This is a genomic window from Cupriavidus sp. 05T41 (assembly GCF_056396525.1).
Window position 1 is genome coordinate 124,566 of record NZ_JBFTLQ010000002.1, and the last position, 13,727, is coordinate 138,292.

General features: G+C 69.4%; 10 protein-coding genes. 6 read left to right on the forward strand and 4 right to left on the reverse strand.

Annotated features, from left to right (window positions below; all coding sequences use genetic code 11):
• Positions 1-4 precede the first annotated feature (4 nt).
• From AC1DKV_RS01925 to AC1DKV_RS01940, 4 genes are all read left to right on the forward strand, one after another.
• A complete protein-coding gene (locus AC1DKV_RS01925; RefSeq protein WP_441613254.1) occupies positions 5-3,199 on the forward strand; it encodes an efflux RND transporter permease subunit in 3,195 nt (1,064 codons plus the stop codon).
• A 209-nt stretch (positions 3,200-3,408) separates the two neighbouring features.
• A complete protein-coding gene (locus tag AC1DKV_RS01930; RefSeq protein WP_441613255.1) occupies positions 3,409-4,062 on the forward strand; it encodes a protein-L-isoaspartate O-methyltransferase family protein in 654 nt (217 codons plus the stop codon).
• A 14-nt stretch (positions 4,063-4,076) separates the two neighbouring features.
• Complete coding sequence (locus AC1DKV_RS01935; RefSeq protein ID WP_441613256.1) at positions 4,077-4,400, forward strand: rhodanese-like domain-containing protein; 324 nt, start codon at positions 4,077-4,079, stop codon at positions 4,398-4,400.
• A 210-nt stretch (positions 4,401-4,610) separates the two neighbouring features.
• Positions 4,611-6,107, forward strand: coding sequence for a TolC family outer membrane protein (locus tag AC1DKV_RS01940; protein WP_441643194.1), 1,497 nt, complete (start codon positions 4,611-4,613; stop codon positions 6,105-6,107).
• A gap of 97 nt (positions 6,108-6,204) precedes the next feature.
• Here AC1DKV_RS01940 and AC1DKV_RS01945 read toward each other — a convergent pair whose 3' ends face one another.
• The 4 genes from AC1DKV_RS01945 to AC1DKV_RS01960 all read right to left on the reverse strand — a co-directional run bounded on the left by AC1DKV_RS01945 (position 6,205) and on the right by AC1DKV_RS01960 (position 11,032).
• Positions 6,205-7,047, reverse strand: coding sequence for an META and DUF4377 domain-containing protein (locus tag AC1DKV_RS01945; RefSeq protein ID WP_441613258.1), 843 nt, complete (start codon positions 7,045-7,047; stop codon positions 6,205-6,207).
• A 184-nt stretch (positions 7,048-7,231) separates the two neighbouring features.
• Positions 7,232-8,557 (reverse strand): lipid IV(A) 3-deoxy-D-manno-octulosonic acid transferase, encoded by a 1,326-nt coding sequence (waaA, locus tag AC1DKV_RS01950; protein WP_441613259.1) that lies wholly within the window; start codon positions 8,555-8,557, stop codon positions 7,232-7,234.
• Positions 8,557-9,642 carry a lipopolysaccharide heptosyltransferase I gene (gene waaC, locus AC1DKV_RS01955; RefSeq protein WP_441613260.1) on the reverse strand — a complete coding sequence of 362 codons (1,086 nt, stop codon included), beginning with the start codon at positions 9,640-9,642 and terminating at the stop codon, positions 8,557-8,559. Before waaC ends, waaA begins: the two co-directional genes overlap by 1 nt.
• A gap of 4 nt (positions 9,643-9,646) precedes the next feature.
• Positions 9,647-11,032 carry a phosphomannomutase/phosphoglucomutase gene (locus tag AC1DKV_RS01960; protein WP_441613261.1) on the reverse strand — a complete coding sequence of 462 codons (1,386 nt, stop codon included), beginning with the start codon at positions 11,030-11,032 and terminating at the stop codon, positions 9,647-9,649.
• Positions 11,033-11,247: 215 nt separating this feature from the next.
• Between AC1DKV_RS01960 and AC1DKV_RS01965 the strand changes: the two genes are divergently transcribed.
• Together AC1DKV_RS01965 and AC1DKV_RS01970 are read left to right on the forward strand one after the other, a co-directional pair.
• The gene (locus AC1DKV_RS01965) at positions 11,248-12,405 is read left to right on the forward strand and encodes a glycosyltransferase family 4 protein (protein WP_441613262.1); all 1,158 of its coding nucleotides are present in this window, start codon (positions 11,248-11,250) and stop codon (positions 12,403-12,405) included.
• Positions 12,402-13,718: a sugar transferase gene (locus AC1DKV_RS01970; protein WP_441613263.1), complete on the forward strand. Its 1,317-nt coding sequence runs from the start codon at positions 12,402-12,404 to the stop codon at positions 13,716-13,718. The genes AC1DKV_RS01965 and AC1DKV_RS01970 overlap by 4 nt, the downstream gene beginning before the upstream one ends.
• The last annotated feature ends 9 nt before the right edge of the window (positions 13,719-13,727 follow it).

Genomic DNA, 13,727 nt, shown 5'->3' on the forward strand with positions numbered 1-13,727 from the left:
CGCCATGTGGTTCACTCGCCTGTCAATCCATAACCCGGTGCTGGCCACCATGATGATGATGGCCTTCGTCGTGGTGGGGCTGTTCTCCTACCAGCGGCTGTCGGTCGACCAGTTTCCGGACATCACCTTTCCCATCGTGGTGGTGCAGACCGAGTATCCCGGCGCCGCGCCCGAATCGGTGGAGTCGGACGTCACCCGCAAGATCGAGGAGATCGTCAACACCATCTCCGGCATCGACGAGATCTTTTCGCACTCCTACCAGGGCACCTCGGTGGTGGTGATCAAGTTCGATCTCTCTGTCGACGTCGGCCAGGCCGCGCAGGACGTGCGCGACAAGATCGCGCTGATCCGCCCGCAGTTCCGCGACGAGGTGAAGGACCCGCGCGTGCTGCGCTACGACCCGTCCGACGCGCCGGTGTTCTACCTGTCGGTGTCCAACGCGCCGGGCGCCGAGCGCACGCAGCGGGAGTTGACCACGATCGCCGACCAGATCGTGCGCAAGCGCCTGGAAACCGTGCGCGGCGTGGGCGCCATCAGCCTCGTCGGCGGCACCAAGCGCGAAGTCGAGATCCGCATCCGCCCGGCCCAGCTCGAAGCACTCGGCATCGGCGTGAACCAGGTGATGGACGCGATCCGCAACGAGAACCAGGAGCTGCCGGCTGGCGAACTGCGCTCGACCTCCACCGAGACGGTGGTGCAGATCAAGGGCCGCATGCTCACGCCGGACGCCTTCCGCAAGATCATCGTGGCGCGCCGCGCCGGCCAGCCGGTCACGCTGGAGCAGGTGGCCGACGTACGCGACGGCGAAGAAGAGCAGGAAAGCCTGGCCATGCTCGACGGCAAGCGCGCGCTGTTCCTCGCGGTGGTGAAGGCGCAGGGCCAGAACACCGTGGACACCGTCGACGGCCTGATCAGGATGACCAACGAAGTGCGCAAGCTGGTGCCCGCGGGCGTGCAGCTCACCGTGGTCAACGATGCCGCGCGCGGCATCCGCAGCAGCGTCAAGGAAGTCCGCTCGACGCTGCTTGAAGGCGCCATGCTGACCGTGGCCATCGTCTTCCTGTTCCTCGGCTCCTGGCGCAGCACGGTGATCACGGGGCTGACGCTGCCGATCGCGCTGATCGGCACCTTCGGCGTGATGTACATGTTCGGCTTCACGCTCAACGTGATCACGCTGATGGCGCTGTCGCTGTGCGTGGGCCTGCTGATCGACGACGCCATCGTGGTGCGCGAGAACATCGTGCGCCACAACCTCATGGGCAAGGACCATCGCGCGGCGGCGCTGGACGGCACCAACGAGATCGGCCTGGCGGTACTGGCGACCACCTTCTCCATTGTCGCGGTGTTTCTGCCGGTGGGCTTCATGGGCGGCATCATCGGCCGCTTCTTCCATCAGTTCGGCGTCACCGTGGTGGCGGCCGTGCTGATCTCGATGTTCGTGTCGTTCACGCTCGACCCGATGCTGTCGTCGGTCTGGCATGACCCCGACCTGCACGGCACGGGCAACAAGAAGAGCCTGTACGGCCGCACCGTGGGCCGCCTGCTGGACTGGTTCTCGGCGCGCATGGACGCGCTCGGCCACGGCTATGGCAGCATGCTGGGCTGGGCACTGAAGCACCGCCTCGCCACCGCCATCATCGCCGCGGCGACCTTCTTCGGCAGCTTCGCGCTGGTGCCGCTGATCGGCACCGAGTTCGTGCCCGCCGCCGACCTCGGCGAAACCCAGGTCGGCTTCACCACGCCGGTGGGCACGTCGATCGCCGTCACCGAGGCCAAGGTCAGGCAGGTGGAGGCCGCGCTCAAGGCGTTCCCGGAAGTGGCCTATACCTATGCCACCATCAACTCGGGCAACACCTCGGGCCGCAACAACGCGCTGGTGTCGGTGCGGCTGACCGAGCGGCGCATGCGCAAGCTCACCACCACCCAGCTCAACCCGATGATCCGCGAGCGGCTCGCGGGCATCGCCGGCATCACCCTGACCATGGTCGGCATGCCCGATGGCGCGGGCGGGCAGAAGGCGCTGCAGGTGTCGATCCAGGGCGACGATCTCGAGACGCTGCGCCGCCTCTCGCTGGAGGCCAGCCGCCGCATGAATGCCGTCCGCGGCCTGGCCGACCTCGATTCCAGCATGAAGGACGACCGCCCTACCGTGGAGGTCCGCATCCGCCGCGAGCTGGCGTCGGACCTCGGCGTGGGCATCGTGCAGATCGGCAATGCGCTGCGCCCGTTGCTGGCCGGCGACGCCATCAGCTCGTGGCGCGCGCCCGACGACCAGAACTACGACGTGCGCGTGCGCCTGCCCAAGGACGCCCGCACCGGCATGGCCGACCTCAGCGGGCTGATGATCGCCAGCAGCCAGGTGGGCAGCGACGGCTCGCCACGCATGGTGCCGCTGCGCCAGATCGCCGAACTGGTGCCCACCACCGGGGCCAACCAGATCAGCCGGCGCGACCTCAGCCGCGAGGTGGAACTGACCGCCAACACCGCGGGCCGCTCGCAGGGAGAAGTGGCGCGCGAGGTCAAGGCCGCGCTGGACGGCATGAACTGGCCGGTGGGCTACAAATACCGCTTCGGCGGCTCCACCAAGTCGATGAACGAATCGTTCGGCTTCGCCGTGTCGGCGCTGGCGCTGGCGGTGATCTTCATCTACATGATCCTGGCCTCGCAGTTCGCCAGCTTCTTCCAGCCGATCGCCATCATGACCTCGCTGCCGCTCACGCTGGTCGGCGTGTTCGCGGCGCTGCTGCTGTTCCGCTCCACGCTGAACATGTTCTCCATCATCGGCTTCATCATGCTGATGGGGCTGGTGACCAAGAACGCCATCCTGCTGGTCGACTTCGCCAACCAGGCCCGGCGTGGCGCCGACGGCCAGCCGCCGATGTCGCGCGAAGCCGCGCTGGTGGCCGCCGCGCGCGTGCGCCTGCGCCCCATCCTGATGACCACGCTGGCCATGATCTTCGGCATGGTGCCACTGGCCTTCAGCCTGGGCGAAGGCGCCGAGCAGCGCGCGCCGATGGGGCAGACGGTGATCGGCGGGATCATCACCTCGTCGATCCTGACGCTGGTGGTGGTGCCGGTGATCTACACCTACCTGGACGATTTCAGCGCCTGGCTGGGGCGGCGCTGGCGCGGCAAGCCCGCCGCGCAGGCGGCGGATAGCCCCCACGTGCCGGTGCGCGAGCCGGCCAGCGCCGAATGACAGCGGCCACGGCCCGGCCCCCGCCGGTCGCCCGCAATGCCGCTTCCCGGGCCGGATTGCGGCATGGAGGCGACAATTCCTGTCACGCGCTTCGGCAACTGCCTTGGCAAGGGGTTAAAATGGCAGGTTTCACGGATTTCCCCGGCCCCTGGCACCGCGCGGCCGGACTCAGAACTGAACAAGCGGTTGGCACTGGAAGGAATGGCAAGATGGATCTCGAGAAAGCCCGATTCAATATGATCGAACAGCAAATCCGCCCGTGGGATGTGCTGGACCAGGAAATCCTGGACCTGCTGGCCGTGGTCAAGCGGGAACAGTTCGTACCGCAGGCTTACGCCGCGCTGGCCTTCGTCGACATGGAAATCCCGCTGCCCGGCGGCCAGAACATGCTGGCGCCGCGCGTCGAGGCCCGCATCCTGCAGGACCTGGCGGTGCGCAAGCACGAGCAGGTGCTCGAGATCGGCGCCGGCTCCGGCTACATGGCCGCCCTGCTGGCCCACCGCGCGCGCCACGTGGTGACCGTGGACATCCTGCCGGAACTGGCTGCGCTTGCCCGCAAGAACCTGGCCGATGCCGGCGTGACCAATGTCGACGTGGCCGAAGGCAACGCCGCCGCCGGCTGGGCCGCCAGCGCACCCTACGATGTGATCTGCATCTCCGGCGCCCTGCCCTCGGTACCCTCGTCGATCCTGTCGCAGGTCAAGGTCGGCGGCCGCATCGCCGCCTTCGTGGGCGCGCTGCCCGCGATGGAAGCGCAGATCATCACGCGCGTGAGCGAGACCGAGTACAAGACCGTCAACCTGTTCGAGACCGCTGTCACGCCGCTGAGCGGTGCCGAGCAGCCCTCGCGCTTCCACTTCTGAACGGGGCGAGCCACATGCAGGTCATCAACGCTCCCGAACTCGCGCAGTGGCTGGCCGATGCCGGCCGCCCGCAACCGGTGCTGCTCGACGTGCGCGAAGGCTGGGAGGTGCAGACCTGCGCCATGCCCGGCATCACCCACATCCCGATGGGCCAGATCCCGGCGCGCGCCGCCGAACTCGACGAAGACGCGGACATCGTCTGCATCTGCCATCACGGCATGCGCAGCATGCAGGTGGCGGGCTTCCTCGAGCGCCAGGGCTTCGCCAAGGTCTACAACCTGACCGGCGGCGTGGACGCCTGGGCCAGCCAGGTGGACCCGGCCATGCCGAAGTATTGACGGCCCAGGAAAGCACCAGGCAGCACCGGAAAGTACCAGCAGCACCAGTATTTCCAGCAGTACCGGCAGGACCAGCAGTACCAGCAGTACCAGCAAGCATTGAGCAGTAGCCCCTTGCACGGCGCCGGCAGGCTGGCGGCGCCGGCTCCCCCTGAACGCTGATCGAAAAACGTAAGCCTGGCGACTGCTGCCCGGCCGACTGGAGATGTCATGAGGTTTGCGCTGTTCCCTGCGCGGGGCCTGCCCACGACGCGCCTGGCACTGACGGGCTCGCTGCTCGCGCTGCTGCACCTGCCGGCCGCGCATGGCGCCGACCTGCTCCAGGTCTATCGCGACGCCCAGGCCAACGATGCACAGTTCGCCAGCGCGCGCGCGCAGCTGGTGGCCAGCCAGGAAAAGCTGCCGCAAGGACGCTCCGGCCTGTTGCCGCAGATCAACGGCACGCTCGGCGCCACGCGCACCAATGTGGACCAGACGGTCCCGATCGTGGCGGACCGCTTTCTCAACAACAACAACTGGTCGCTGCAACTGGTCCAGCCGCTGTTCCGCTGGGATCGCTGGGAAACCTACAAGCAGGGCGAGCTGGCCGCGCTGGCGGGCGAAGTCACGTTCAGCCAGGCGCAGCTCGACCTGATCACGCGCACCTCGCAGGCCTACTTCGACGTGCTGGCCTCGCAGGACAACCTCTACCTGGCCGGCGCGCAGAAGAAGGCCATCGCCGAGCAGCTGGCGCAGGCCAAGCGCAACTTCGAGGTCGGTACCGCCACCATTACCGACGCCAATGATGCGCAGGCGCGCTACGACCTGGCCATTTCGACCGAGATCGCGGCGCAGAGCGACCTCGAAATCAAGCGCGCCAACCTGCAGCAGATCACCGGCAAGCCGGTCGACGAACTGCCGGGATTGCGCACCGCCGCCGAGCTCCCCGGCCCGCTTCCGGCCGACGTCAATACCTGGGCCAGCCAGGCCGAGAACACCAATCCGCAAGTCGGCCTGGCCCGCTACAACCTCGACACCGCACAGCGCGAATACAACAAGGCGCGAGCCGGACACCTGCCCTCGGTCGATCTCGTGGCATCGTACGGCTTCGTCAACTCCACCGGCAGCGCGGCGCAGCAGGTCAATATTTCCAGCCGCTACAACAGCGCCCAGATCGGCGTGCAGCTGAATGTGCCGATCTACAGCGGTGGCCAGGTCCAGTCGCGCGTGCGCGAGACCGCCGCGCTGGCGGACAAGGCCGCCAGCGACCTCGAGTTCGCCCGCCGCACCGCCGCCCAGAGTGCGCGCCAGACCTATTCCGGCGTGTTCAACGGCCTGGCCCAGGTCAAGGCGCTGGAAGCCGCCGAGCGTTCGGCGCAAAGCGCGGTGGAATCCAACCAGCTCGGCTACGAGGTGGGCGTGCGCATCAATATCGACGTGCTGAACGCCGAGGCGCAGCTGTTCTCCACGCGCCGCGATCTCGCCAAGGCGCGTTACGACACCATCATGAACGGCTTGCGCCTGAAGGCCGCCACCGGCGCGCTGGTCGAGGAAGACGTGTTGCAGATCAACACCCTGCTGACCTCGTCGCCGGGCTCGATGTACAAGCTGCCGGAGAGGCTGAAGCTGGGCACGGCGCCGGGCACCACGCCGGCAAGCGCGCCGGCAGGCAAGCGCGCCGCGCAGCGCCGGGAAGCCATCGCCGGCACGCCCGCGCCGCGCAGCTGATCGCCCGCGCCGGCAGAAAACAAAAACGCCGCGGCTACCACCGCGGCGTTTTTTCCTGGCGGGCGCCAGTGGCGCCTGCAGCGCTCAGTTGAAGCGCTCAGTTGACCCGCGTACGCGACTCCACCCCCAGCAGCTGCCAGCGGACCGACGAAGCATCCGCGGGGGGATTGTCCACTCGCGTCTCGCGCACGCGCAGCTTGTACGCCATGCCCGGCTCGAAATCGAGCCCTTCGATCGGGCCGTACCAGAGCGACCACGGCGCATCGGGATTCTCGCGCACGCGATAGCAGGTCTGCTTGCCGACGCCACTGCATTCCACGCGCTGTGAATCCACGTAGACGATCTTCTCCACGCCGCCGGCCTGCTGCGCATCCATCTTCTCGCCGCGCCTGCCCACCCCCTCGCGCTCGACGAACTGCAGCAGGTCGCCATCGACGGTCTTCCAGATAATCTGGCGCCCCGTCGACCCCGCCGACGGCTGCGTGCCCACGGTGGTGAACGGCGACTGCATGGCCTTGAGCAGCGCGGCCTCCAGCTCGCCGCGCGGCGGCACGCAGGCCATGCGCGTGCCGGCCATCCTGTCGAAGCGCATGCCGGTAGCCGTCTTGCCGTAGCCGCCGGTGAAGCGGTTGCAGCCGCTGTAGCCGCTGACCGTGCCTTGCGCCGAGTCGATGCCGCTATTGAACTCGAAGATGATCGGCTGGCCGTTGTCGCCATGCGGGATCTGCCTGAGCGTGCCGTCCGGCTGCTGCCAGCGCGTCAGTTCCCAGCGGCTGGGGCCGCCGCTCTGCGCCTGGTTCAGGCTGGGGCTTGCACCCGGGGAGTCGGGCGCGGGGCCGGTGGCGCAGGCACCCACGGCGGCGCAGAGCAGCGCGGCGCAGGCGGCACGCACCGCCCACGCGGCGGGCATGCGGGAGTGATCACGAGAGGTTTTCTGCATCTGGAAGCTCCTGGTAGGGGGCGCGCGGCTTGGCCGGCCCGCGCTGCTCGACGGCGGCTTGCGGGCCTGGTGGGGCCGCCAGACGGGCCCTCACGCCGAATAGTGTAGCGAACCGCGCGGGAGCGGCCCATCGGGCGCGCGCCTACATGAAGGCAGCCCGTGCCATCCGCGTCCCCCTGCAGGCCTAATGCGCCGCGCCGATCACCTGGGCGAGAGCGGCCATGGTCCGCTGCGTGGCGCCACGATGGAGCACCGAGAACTCGCGCGCGGCATCGCGCATGGCGGCCAGCCCGGGCGCATCGCCCAGCACCGCCGCTGCGGTGCGCATCAGTTCGTCGGCATCGGCCACGCGCCGGCAGGCACCTGCGGCAATGGCGTCTTCGGTCGCCTGCGCGAAGTTGAAGGTGTGCGGGCCGATCAGCACCGGCGTGCCTGCGGCGCACGCCTCGATCAGGTTCTGCCCGCCCAGCGGCAGCAGGCTGCCACCGATGAACGCAATGTCCGAGGCCGCGAAGTACAGCGCCATCTCGCCCATCGAATCGCCCAGCAGCACATCCGCCGCGACCGGCTCCGGCAGGCCCGCCTGCTCCCATGCCGCGGCATCGCCGAGAGCGCTGCGGCGAACCAGCGAGAAGCCGTTGCGCGCGACCAGCCCCGCTACTTCATCGAAGCGCTGCGGATGGCGCGGCACCAGCAGCAGCGCCGGGCGCGGCACGGGCACCGGTGCCGTCGCGGCCAGCGCCTGCCAGCGTGCGAATGCCGCCAGCACCAGCGCCTCCTCGCCTTCGCGCGTGCTGGTGGCGGCGAACACGGCGCGCTCGCCAAACCCCTGGCGCAGCAGGCGGCCGCGCCGCAGGCCGGCCTCGGGCAGCTGCATGTCGAACTTGAGGTTGCCGGTGACCTGCACGGAGGGCAGGCCGAGCGCGCGGAAGCGTTCGGCATCGCCCTGGGTCTGCGCCAGCACCGCGGTGAAGTCGCGATACATGGCGGTGGCGGCCTGCCCGAAGCGGGCCGTGCGCCGATAGCTGCGCGGCGACAGCCGGGCGTTGACCAGCAACAGCGGCACGCCCTCCAACCGCGCGCCGCGCACCAGGCTCGGCCACACCTCGGTTTCCATCAGCATGCCCGCCGCGGGACGGAAATGGCGCAGGAAACGCCGGACCAGCCAGGGCAGGTCGTAGGGCAGGTAGCACTGCGTCACGCGCGGCTGGTTGCCGAACAGCTGGGCGCCGGTCTGGCGGCCGGTCGGCGTCATGTGCGTGAGCAGGAGACGGTGAGACGGATACCCTGCCAGCAGCGCCTCGATCAGCGGCTGCGCCGCGCGCGTCTCGCCGACCGACACCGCATGGACCCACAGCCAGGGGCCGGCCGCGGGCAGCCGGCCGTACGCACCGAGGCGCTCGCCGACGTGCTGCACATAGCCCGGCTCTTTGCGCGCGCGCCAGACCAGGCGCAACAGGGCCACCGGCAGCGCGATCAGCCATAGCAGGTTGTAGAGGGCGCGCAGCATCAGCGCCCCAGCCCGCGCACGCGCCGCGCGGCCGCGTAGACCTCGCCGGGCGGCGGCACCACGCCGTCGTCGCCCACGTTGGCGATGCTGTCCGACCAATAGCCTTCGGTCTTCCAGCGCCAGGTGGCGGTATAGATTTCCACGGTAGGACGGCACAGCGCGGCGGCGATATGGACCAGGCCCGTATCGACGCCGATCACTACCTCGGCGCGGTTGATCAGGCCGAAGCCCTGCATCACGCTGAAACGCGGCAGCACCTGCGCGCCCGGCACGCCGGCGGCGATCTCCTCGGCCGCGCGCCGCTCGGCCTCGCTGCCCCACGGCAGCAGCATGTCCAGGCCTTCGGCCACCAGGCGGCGGCCGAGTTCATGCCAGCTGGCCAGCGGCCAGCGTTTCTTCGCGCCCGCGGTGGCGTGGAAGCACACCGCATAGCGTCCGGGCAAGCCCGACCACAACGGATCGTCGACATGCAGGCTGCGCGCCTGCGGCCCGAAGAACTGCGGCGGTTCGGGCGGCGCGATGCCGGTCAGCGCCGCGCCAAGCAAGCGCGAGCGCCGCACCGAATGGGTCTGCAGCGGCACCGCCACCGGCTCGGTGTAGAACAGCCGCGCGGCCGGCTCGTAGCCCGAGCCCTGCGTGGCGTTGCCCAGTCCGATCACCGGCGCGCCCGGGCGGCGGCGCGCCACGCGCGCCACCACGGCGGTCTTGAGCAGGCCCTGGGTTTCGATCACGGCATCGTAGGCCTGTTCGCGCAGCGCTCGCCGGAAGGCACCGATCTCGCGCCACGCGGCGCCCTGGTAGACCCGCTTGCGCCAGCGCCGCAGGGCGAACGGGATCACCTTGCGCACTTCGGGCAGCAGGCGCACCAGCTCGGCATAACCCTCTTCCACCACCCAGTCGATCTCGCACTCCGGCCAGCGCGCGCGCAGGTCATGCACCAGCGGCATGTTATGCACCACGTCACCCAGCGAAGAAACCTTGACCACCAGGATGCGCGGGCGAGCCGGCAGCGCATGCGGCGGCGCGGCCACGCCCGTTTCACCCACGCCACCCGTTCCGCCCTTCGTGGGCGCGGTCAACGGCATCCGCTCAGAACGGCAGTTGCGCGTCCGGCTTTTCGGCCAGGATCACGCGTTTGAACTCGGCCTGGATGCGGGCCAGCGCGGCATCGCTGTCGGCCTCGAAGCGCATCACCACCACCGGCGTGGTGTTGGAAGGGCGCGCCAGGCCGAAGCCGTCGGCATACTCCACGCGCACACCGTCGATGGTGATGACCTCGCGCGCGCCATCGAACTTCGCATTGGCGCGGATCTTGTCCAGCAGCGTGAAGGCCTCGCCTTCCGCGCACTTGAGCTGCAGCTCGGGCGTGCAGTTCGAGTTGGGCAAGGCGTTGAGCACCGCGCTCGGGTCGGCCTCCTTCGAGAGGATCTCGAGCAGGCGCGCGCCGGTGTACAGGCCATCGTCGAAACCGTACCAGCGGTCCTTGAAGAACACGTGGCCGCTCATCTCGCCGGCCAGCGGCGCGCCGGTTTCCTTGAGCTTGGCCTTGACCAGCGAGTGGCCGGTCTTCCACATCAGCGGCTGGCCGCCATGCTGGCGGATCCACGGCGCCAGCTTGCCGGTGCACTTGACGTCGTAGATGATCTGCTGGCCCGGGTTGCGGGCCAGGATCTCCTCGGCGAACAGCATCAGCTGGCGGTCGGGGAAGATCACCTGGCCGTCCTTGGTCACCACGCCGAGGCGGTCGCCGTCGCCGTCGAAGGCCAGGCCCAGCTCGCAGTCGGTCTCGCGCAGGCACTGCATCAGGTCCTGCAGGTTTTCCACATGGGCGGGATCGGGATGGTGATTGGGGAAGTTGCCGTCGACCTCGCAGAACAGCTCGGTGACCTCGCAGCCGAGCGCGCGGAACAGGTCGCCGACGAAGGCGCCGGCCACGCCGTTGCCGGCATCGAGCGCGATCTTCATCGGGCGCGCCAGCCTGACGTCGCCGACGATGCGGTCCAGGTACTGCTGGCGGATGTCGACCTGCTGGTAGCCGCCGGCGCCGCTTGCGAACTTGCCGGATTCAATGCGCTGGCGCAGGGCCTGGATCTGCTCGCCGTAGATCGCCTTGCCGCCCAGCACCATCTTGAAGCCGTTGTAGTCCGGCGGATTGTGGCTGCCGGTCACCATGATGCCCGAGGCGGCCCGGCGGCCCGCCAGTTCGACATTGGTGCCGAAATAGACCATCGGCGTGGCGACCATGCCGAGATCGATCACATCCATGCCCGCCGCGCGCAGGCCTTCGACCAGGCCGCCCAGCAGGTCGGGCCCCGACAGGCGCCCGTCGCGCCCGACCACCACCGCGCGTTCGCCCTGTTCGGCCGCGGCAGAGCCGAAGGACAGGCCGATCGCACGCGCCACTTCGCGCGTCAGGGTCTTGTCGACGATGCCACGGATATCGTAGGCCTTGAAAATGGAGGGATCAACTTGCATGGGTCACATCCTCTGGGTAATCGGTAGGTTTTGCCATCTTGCGGGTCGCCATTGCCGGCCGCGGCGGGCCGAGCGGCGGGCAATCGCGCCAAAGACCGTATTTTGCCGGAATGCGCAGGGCGCGCCAGTTATAATCGACTGGCTATGCTTGAAAATGGCGCCGCGTACCGTCCCGGCCGCCGTTGCCGGTAGTCCGTCCTTGCCCCGTGCCACCCGTGTCTTCTCCCCTGCCCGCTACCCGTCCTCGCATTGCCTACCTGATCACGAACTCCGAGATCGGGGGAGCGCAGACGCACGTGGCAGACCTGCTGACGGCGCTGCGCGACAGGGTCGAGCCGGTGCTGCTGGCCGGCGGCACCGGCCCGCTGCTGGACCATGCGCGGGCCCTGGGCGCGCGCACCGAGCGCCTGACCCTGCTGGACAACGCGCTGTCGCCGCTGCGCGCGCTGGCCGCCTTGCGCCAGCTGCTGGGGGCGCTGCGCGCCACCGCGCCCGACCTGATCCACGCGCACAGTGCCAAGGCCGGCGCGCTGGGCCGGGTCGCGGGCTGGCTGCTGGGCGTGCCGGTGGTCTATACGGTGCACGGTTTCGCCTTCAAGGCGGCCGCCCCGGCGCGCCAGCGCCTGGCTGCGCGCGCGACCGAATGGCTGCTAGCCCCGCTCACCGCGCGGCTGATCTGCGTGGCCCGGGCCGAACGCACGCTTGCCGCGACGCTGCCGATGGCCGCATCGCGCATCAGCGTGATCCGCAACGGCATTGCCGACACGCCGGCCCGTGCCACGCCCGGCGCGCCCCTGCGGCGCATCGTCATGGTGGCGCGCCTGGCCGCGCCCAAGCGCGCGGACCTGATCATCCGCGCGTTCGCGCGCGCCGCCCTGCCTGACTGCGAACTGGTGCTGGCCGGCGTTGGCCCGCAGGCCGACGCCCTGCGTGCCCTGGCCGACACCGAGGCGCCCGCCCGGGTCCGCTTCGCCGGCGCGGTCAGCGATGTGCCGGCGCTGCTGGCGTCCGCCCAGGCCTTCGCGCTGGCATCGGACCACGAAGGCTTCCCGCTCTCGGTGCTCGAAGCCATGCGCGCCGGCCTGCCGGTCGTCGCCAGCGATCTCCCCGGCATCCGGGAGCAGCTCGGCGACGGCGCCTGCGGCCTGCTGGTGCCCGGCAACGACGAACACGCCTGGAGCGCGGCGCTCACCCGGCTGGCAAGCGATGCCGGGCTGCGCGAGGACCTCGGACAAGCCGCCCGCGCGCGCTGGGCGCGCGAGTTCGGCCTGGCGCCGATGGCCGAGGCCACCTGGGAGGTCTACCAACAGGCGCTGGCCAGCAGGCGCCCGGCCGTCCGCACCGCGGCCAGCAGCTCAGCGAGCGGACAATGAACAAGACCCACAGCGTCGCCCGCCCGGCGCAACTCAGCCGCGCCCAGGGCTCCGAAACCGTCCGCCGCGCCAGCCGCATGCTGGCCTGGGCGCTGTTCGGCCTGTTGCTGTTCGCCCTCAATACCGCGCTGGCCGAACTGGCCCACCACGCCGGACTGGTCACCTACGTGTTCACCCGCACGCTGCTGTGGTCGGTGCTGCCCTACCTGTTCGCCTTCGTGCTGCTGCACCGCTCGCTGCACCTGCCCGCGATGGAAGGCAACAGCCTGGTCGGCCTCGCCACCACCCTGCCCTTCGCCGCGCTGCTGTTCGTCTTCGCCGCCTTCCACCTCGAATACTCGCGCGGCGCGCTGCTGCTCAGCTACCTCACCACGCTGGGCTGGATCTGGTTCGGCTACCGGCGCTACGTGCGCAACTACGTGCCCGTATTCGGCTACTCCGATCCCGCCACGCTCGCGCAGCTCGAACAGATCCTCGCCATGCCCGGCGCCGCGCCGGCCAGCCCCACCCGCTTCCAGGCCATCAGCTCGCTCGACGAAGCCGTGCACTGCGACGGCCTCATGCTCGAGCGCAACGCCACCGCGGACCCCGAACGCACCCGCCTTCTCGCCCAGTTCAAGCTCAGCCACGTGCGCATGTACTCCGTGGAGCGGATCGGCGAGATGCTGACCGGGCGCGTCGGCCTGGCCCACATCGACGAGAATTTCCTCGACGACTACGCCGCCCACTACTTCTACAGCTTCGCCAAGCGCATGATCGACCTGGCCGCCGTGCTGTGCCTGGCGCCGTTCGCGCTGCCCGTGGGCCTGGCCGTGGGCGCCGCGATCCGCCTCGAGTCGCCCGGCCCGGCGCTGTTCCGCCAGGCCCGTGTCGGCCTGTTCGGCAAACCCTTCACCATGTTCAAGTTCCGCAGCATGGGATACGACATCGGCGCCCCCGCCCAGTTCGCCGCCCGCCGCGATCCGCGCGTGACCCGCGTGGGCCGCATCATCCGCAAGTACCGCCTCGACGAAATCCCGCAGCTCTGGAACGTGCTGGTTGGCGACATGAGCCTCATCGGCCCCCGCCCCGAGCAAGTGCCGATGGTCGAAGAGTTCGCCCGCACCATCGCTTACTATCCCTACCGTCACCTGGTGCGGCCGGGCCTGTCCGGCTGGGCGCAGGTGCAGCAGGGCTACGTCGGCACGCACGAAGAAACCGTGACCAAGCTCAGCTACGACCTGTACTACGTCAAGCACTGCTCGTTCGCGCTGGACCTGCTGATCGCGGTGAAGACCTTGCGGACGTTGTTGACGGGGTATGGGGCACGGTGAACCAGCCAC

What these genes read in the sequence shown, in the direction of transcription:
- AC1DKV_RS01930 (WP_441613255.1), top strand. Translation starts at nt 3,409, where the DNA reads ATGGATCTCGAGAAAGCCCGATTCAATATGATCGAACAGCAAATCCGC.
- AC1DKV_RS01925 (WP_441613254.1), top strand. Translation starts at nt 5, where the DNA reads ATGTGGTTCACTCGCCTGTCAATCCATAACCCGGTGCTGGCCACCATG.
- waaC (WP_441613260.1), bottom strand. Translation starts at nt 9,642, where the DNA reads ATGCCGTTGACCGCGCCCACGAAGGGCGGAACGGGTGGCGTGGGTGAA.
- AC1DKV_RS01935 (WP_441613256.1), top strand. Translation starts at nt 4,077, where the DNA reads ATGCAGGTCATCAACGCTCCCGAACTCGCGCAGTGGCTGGCCGATGCC.
- AC1DKV_RS01960 (WP_441613261.1), bottom strand. Translation starts at nt 11,032, where the DNA reads ATGCAAGTTGATCCCTCCATTTTCAAGGCCTACGATATCCGTGGCATC.
- AC1DKV_RS01940 (WP_441643194.1), top strand. Translation starts at nt 4,611, where the DNA reads ATGAGGTTTGCGCTGTTCCCTGCGCGGGGCCTGCCCACGACGCGCCTG.
- AC1DKV_RS01945 (WP_441613258.1), bottom strand. Translation starts at nt 7,047, where the DNA reads ATGCAGAAAACCTCTCGTGATCACTCCCGCATGCCCGCCGCGTGGGCG.
- waaA (WP_441613259.1), bottom strand. Translation starts at nt 8,557, where the DNA reads ATGCTGCGCGCCCTCTACAACCTGCTATGGCTGATCGCGCTGCCGGTG.
- AC1DKV_RS01970 (WP_441613263.1), top strand. Translation starts at nt 12,402, where the DNA reads ATGAACAAGACCCACAGCGTCGCCCGCCCGGCGCAACTCAGCCGCGCC.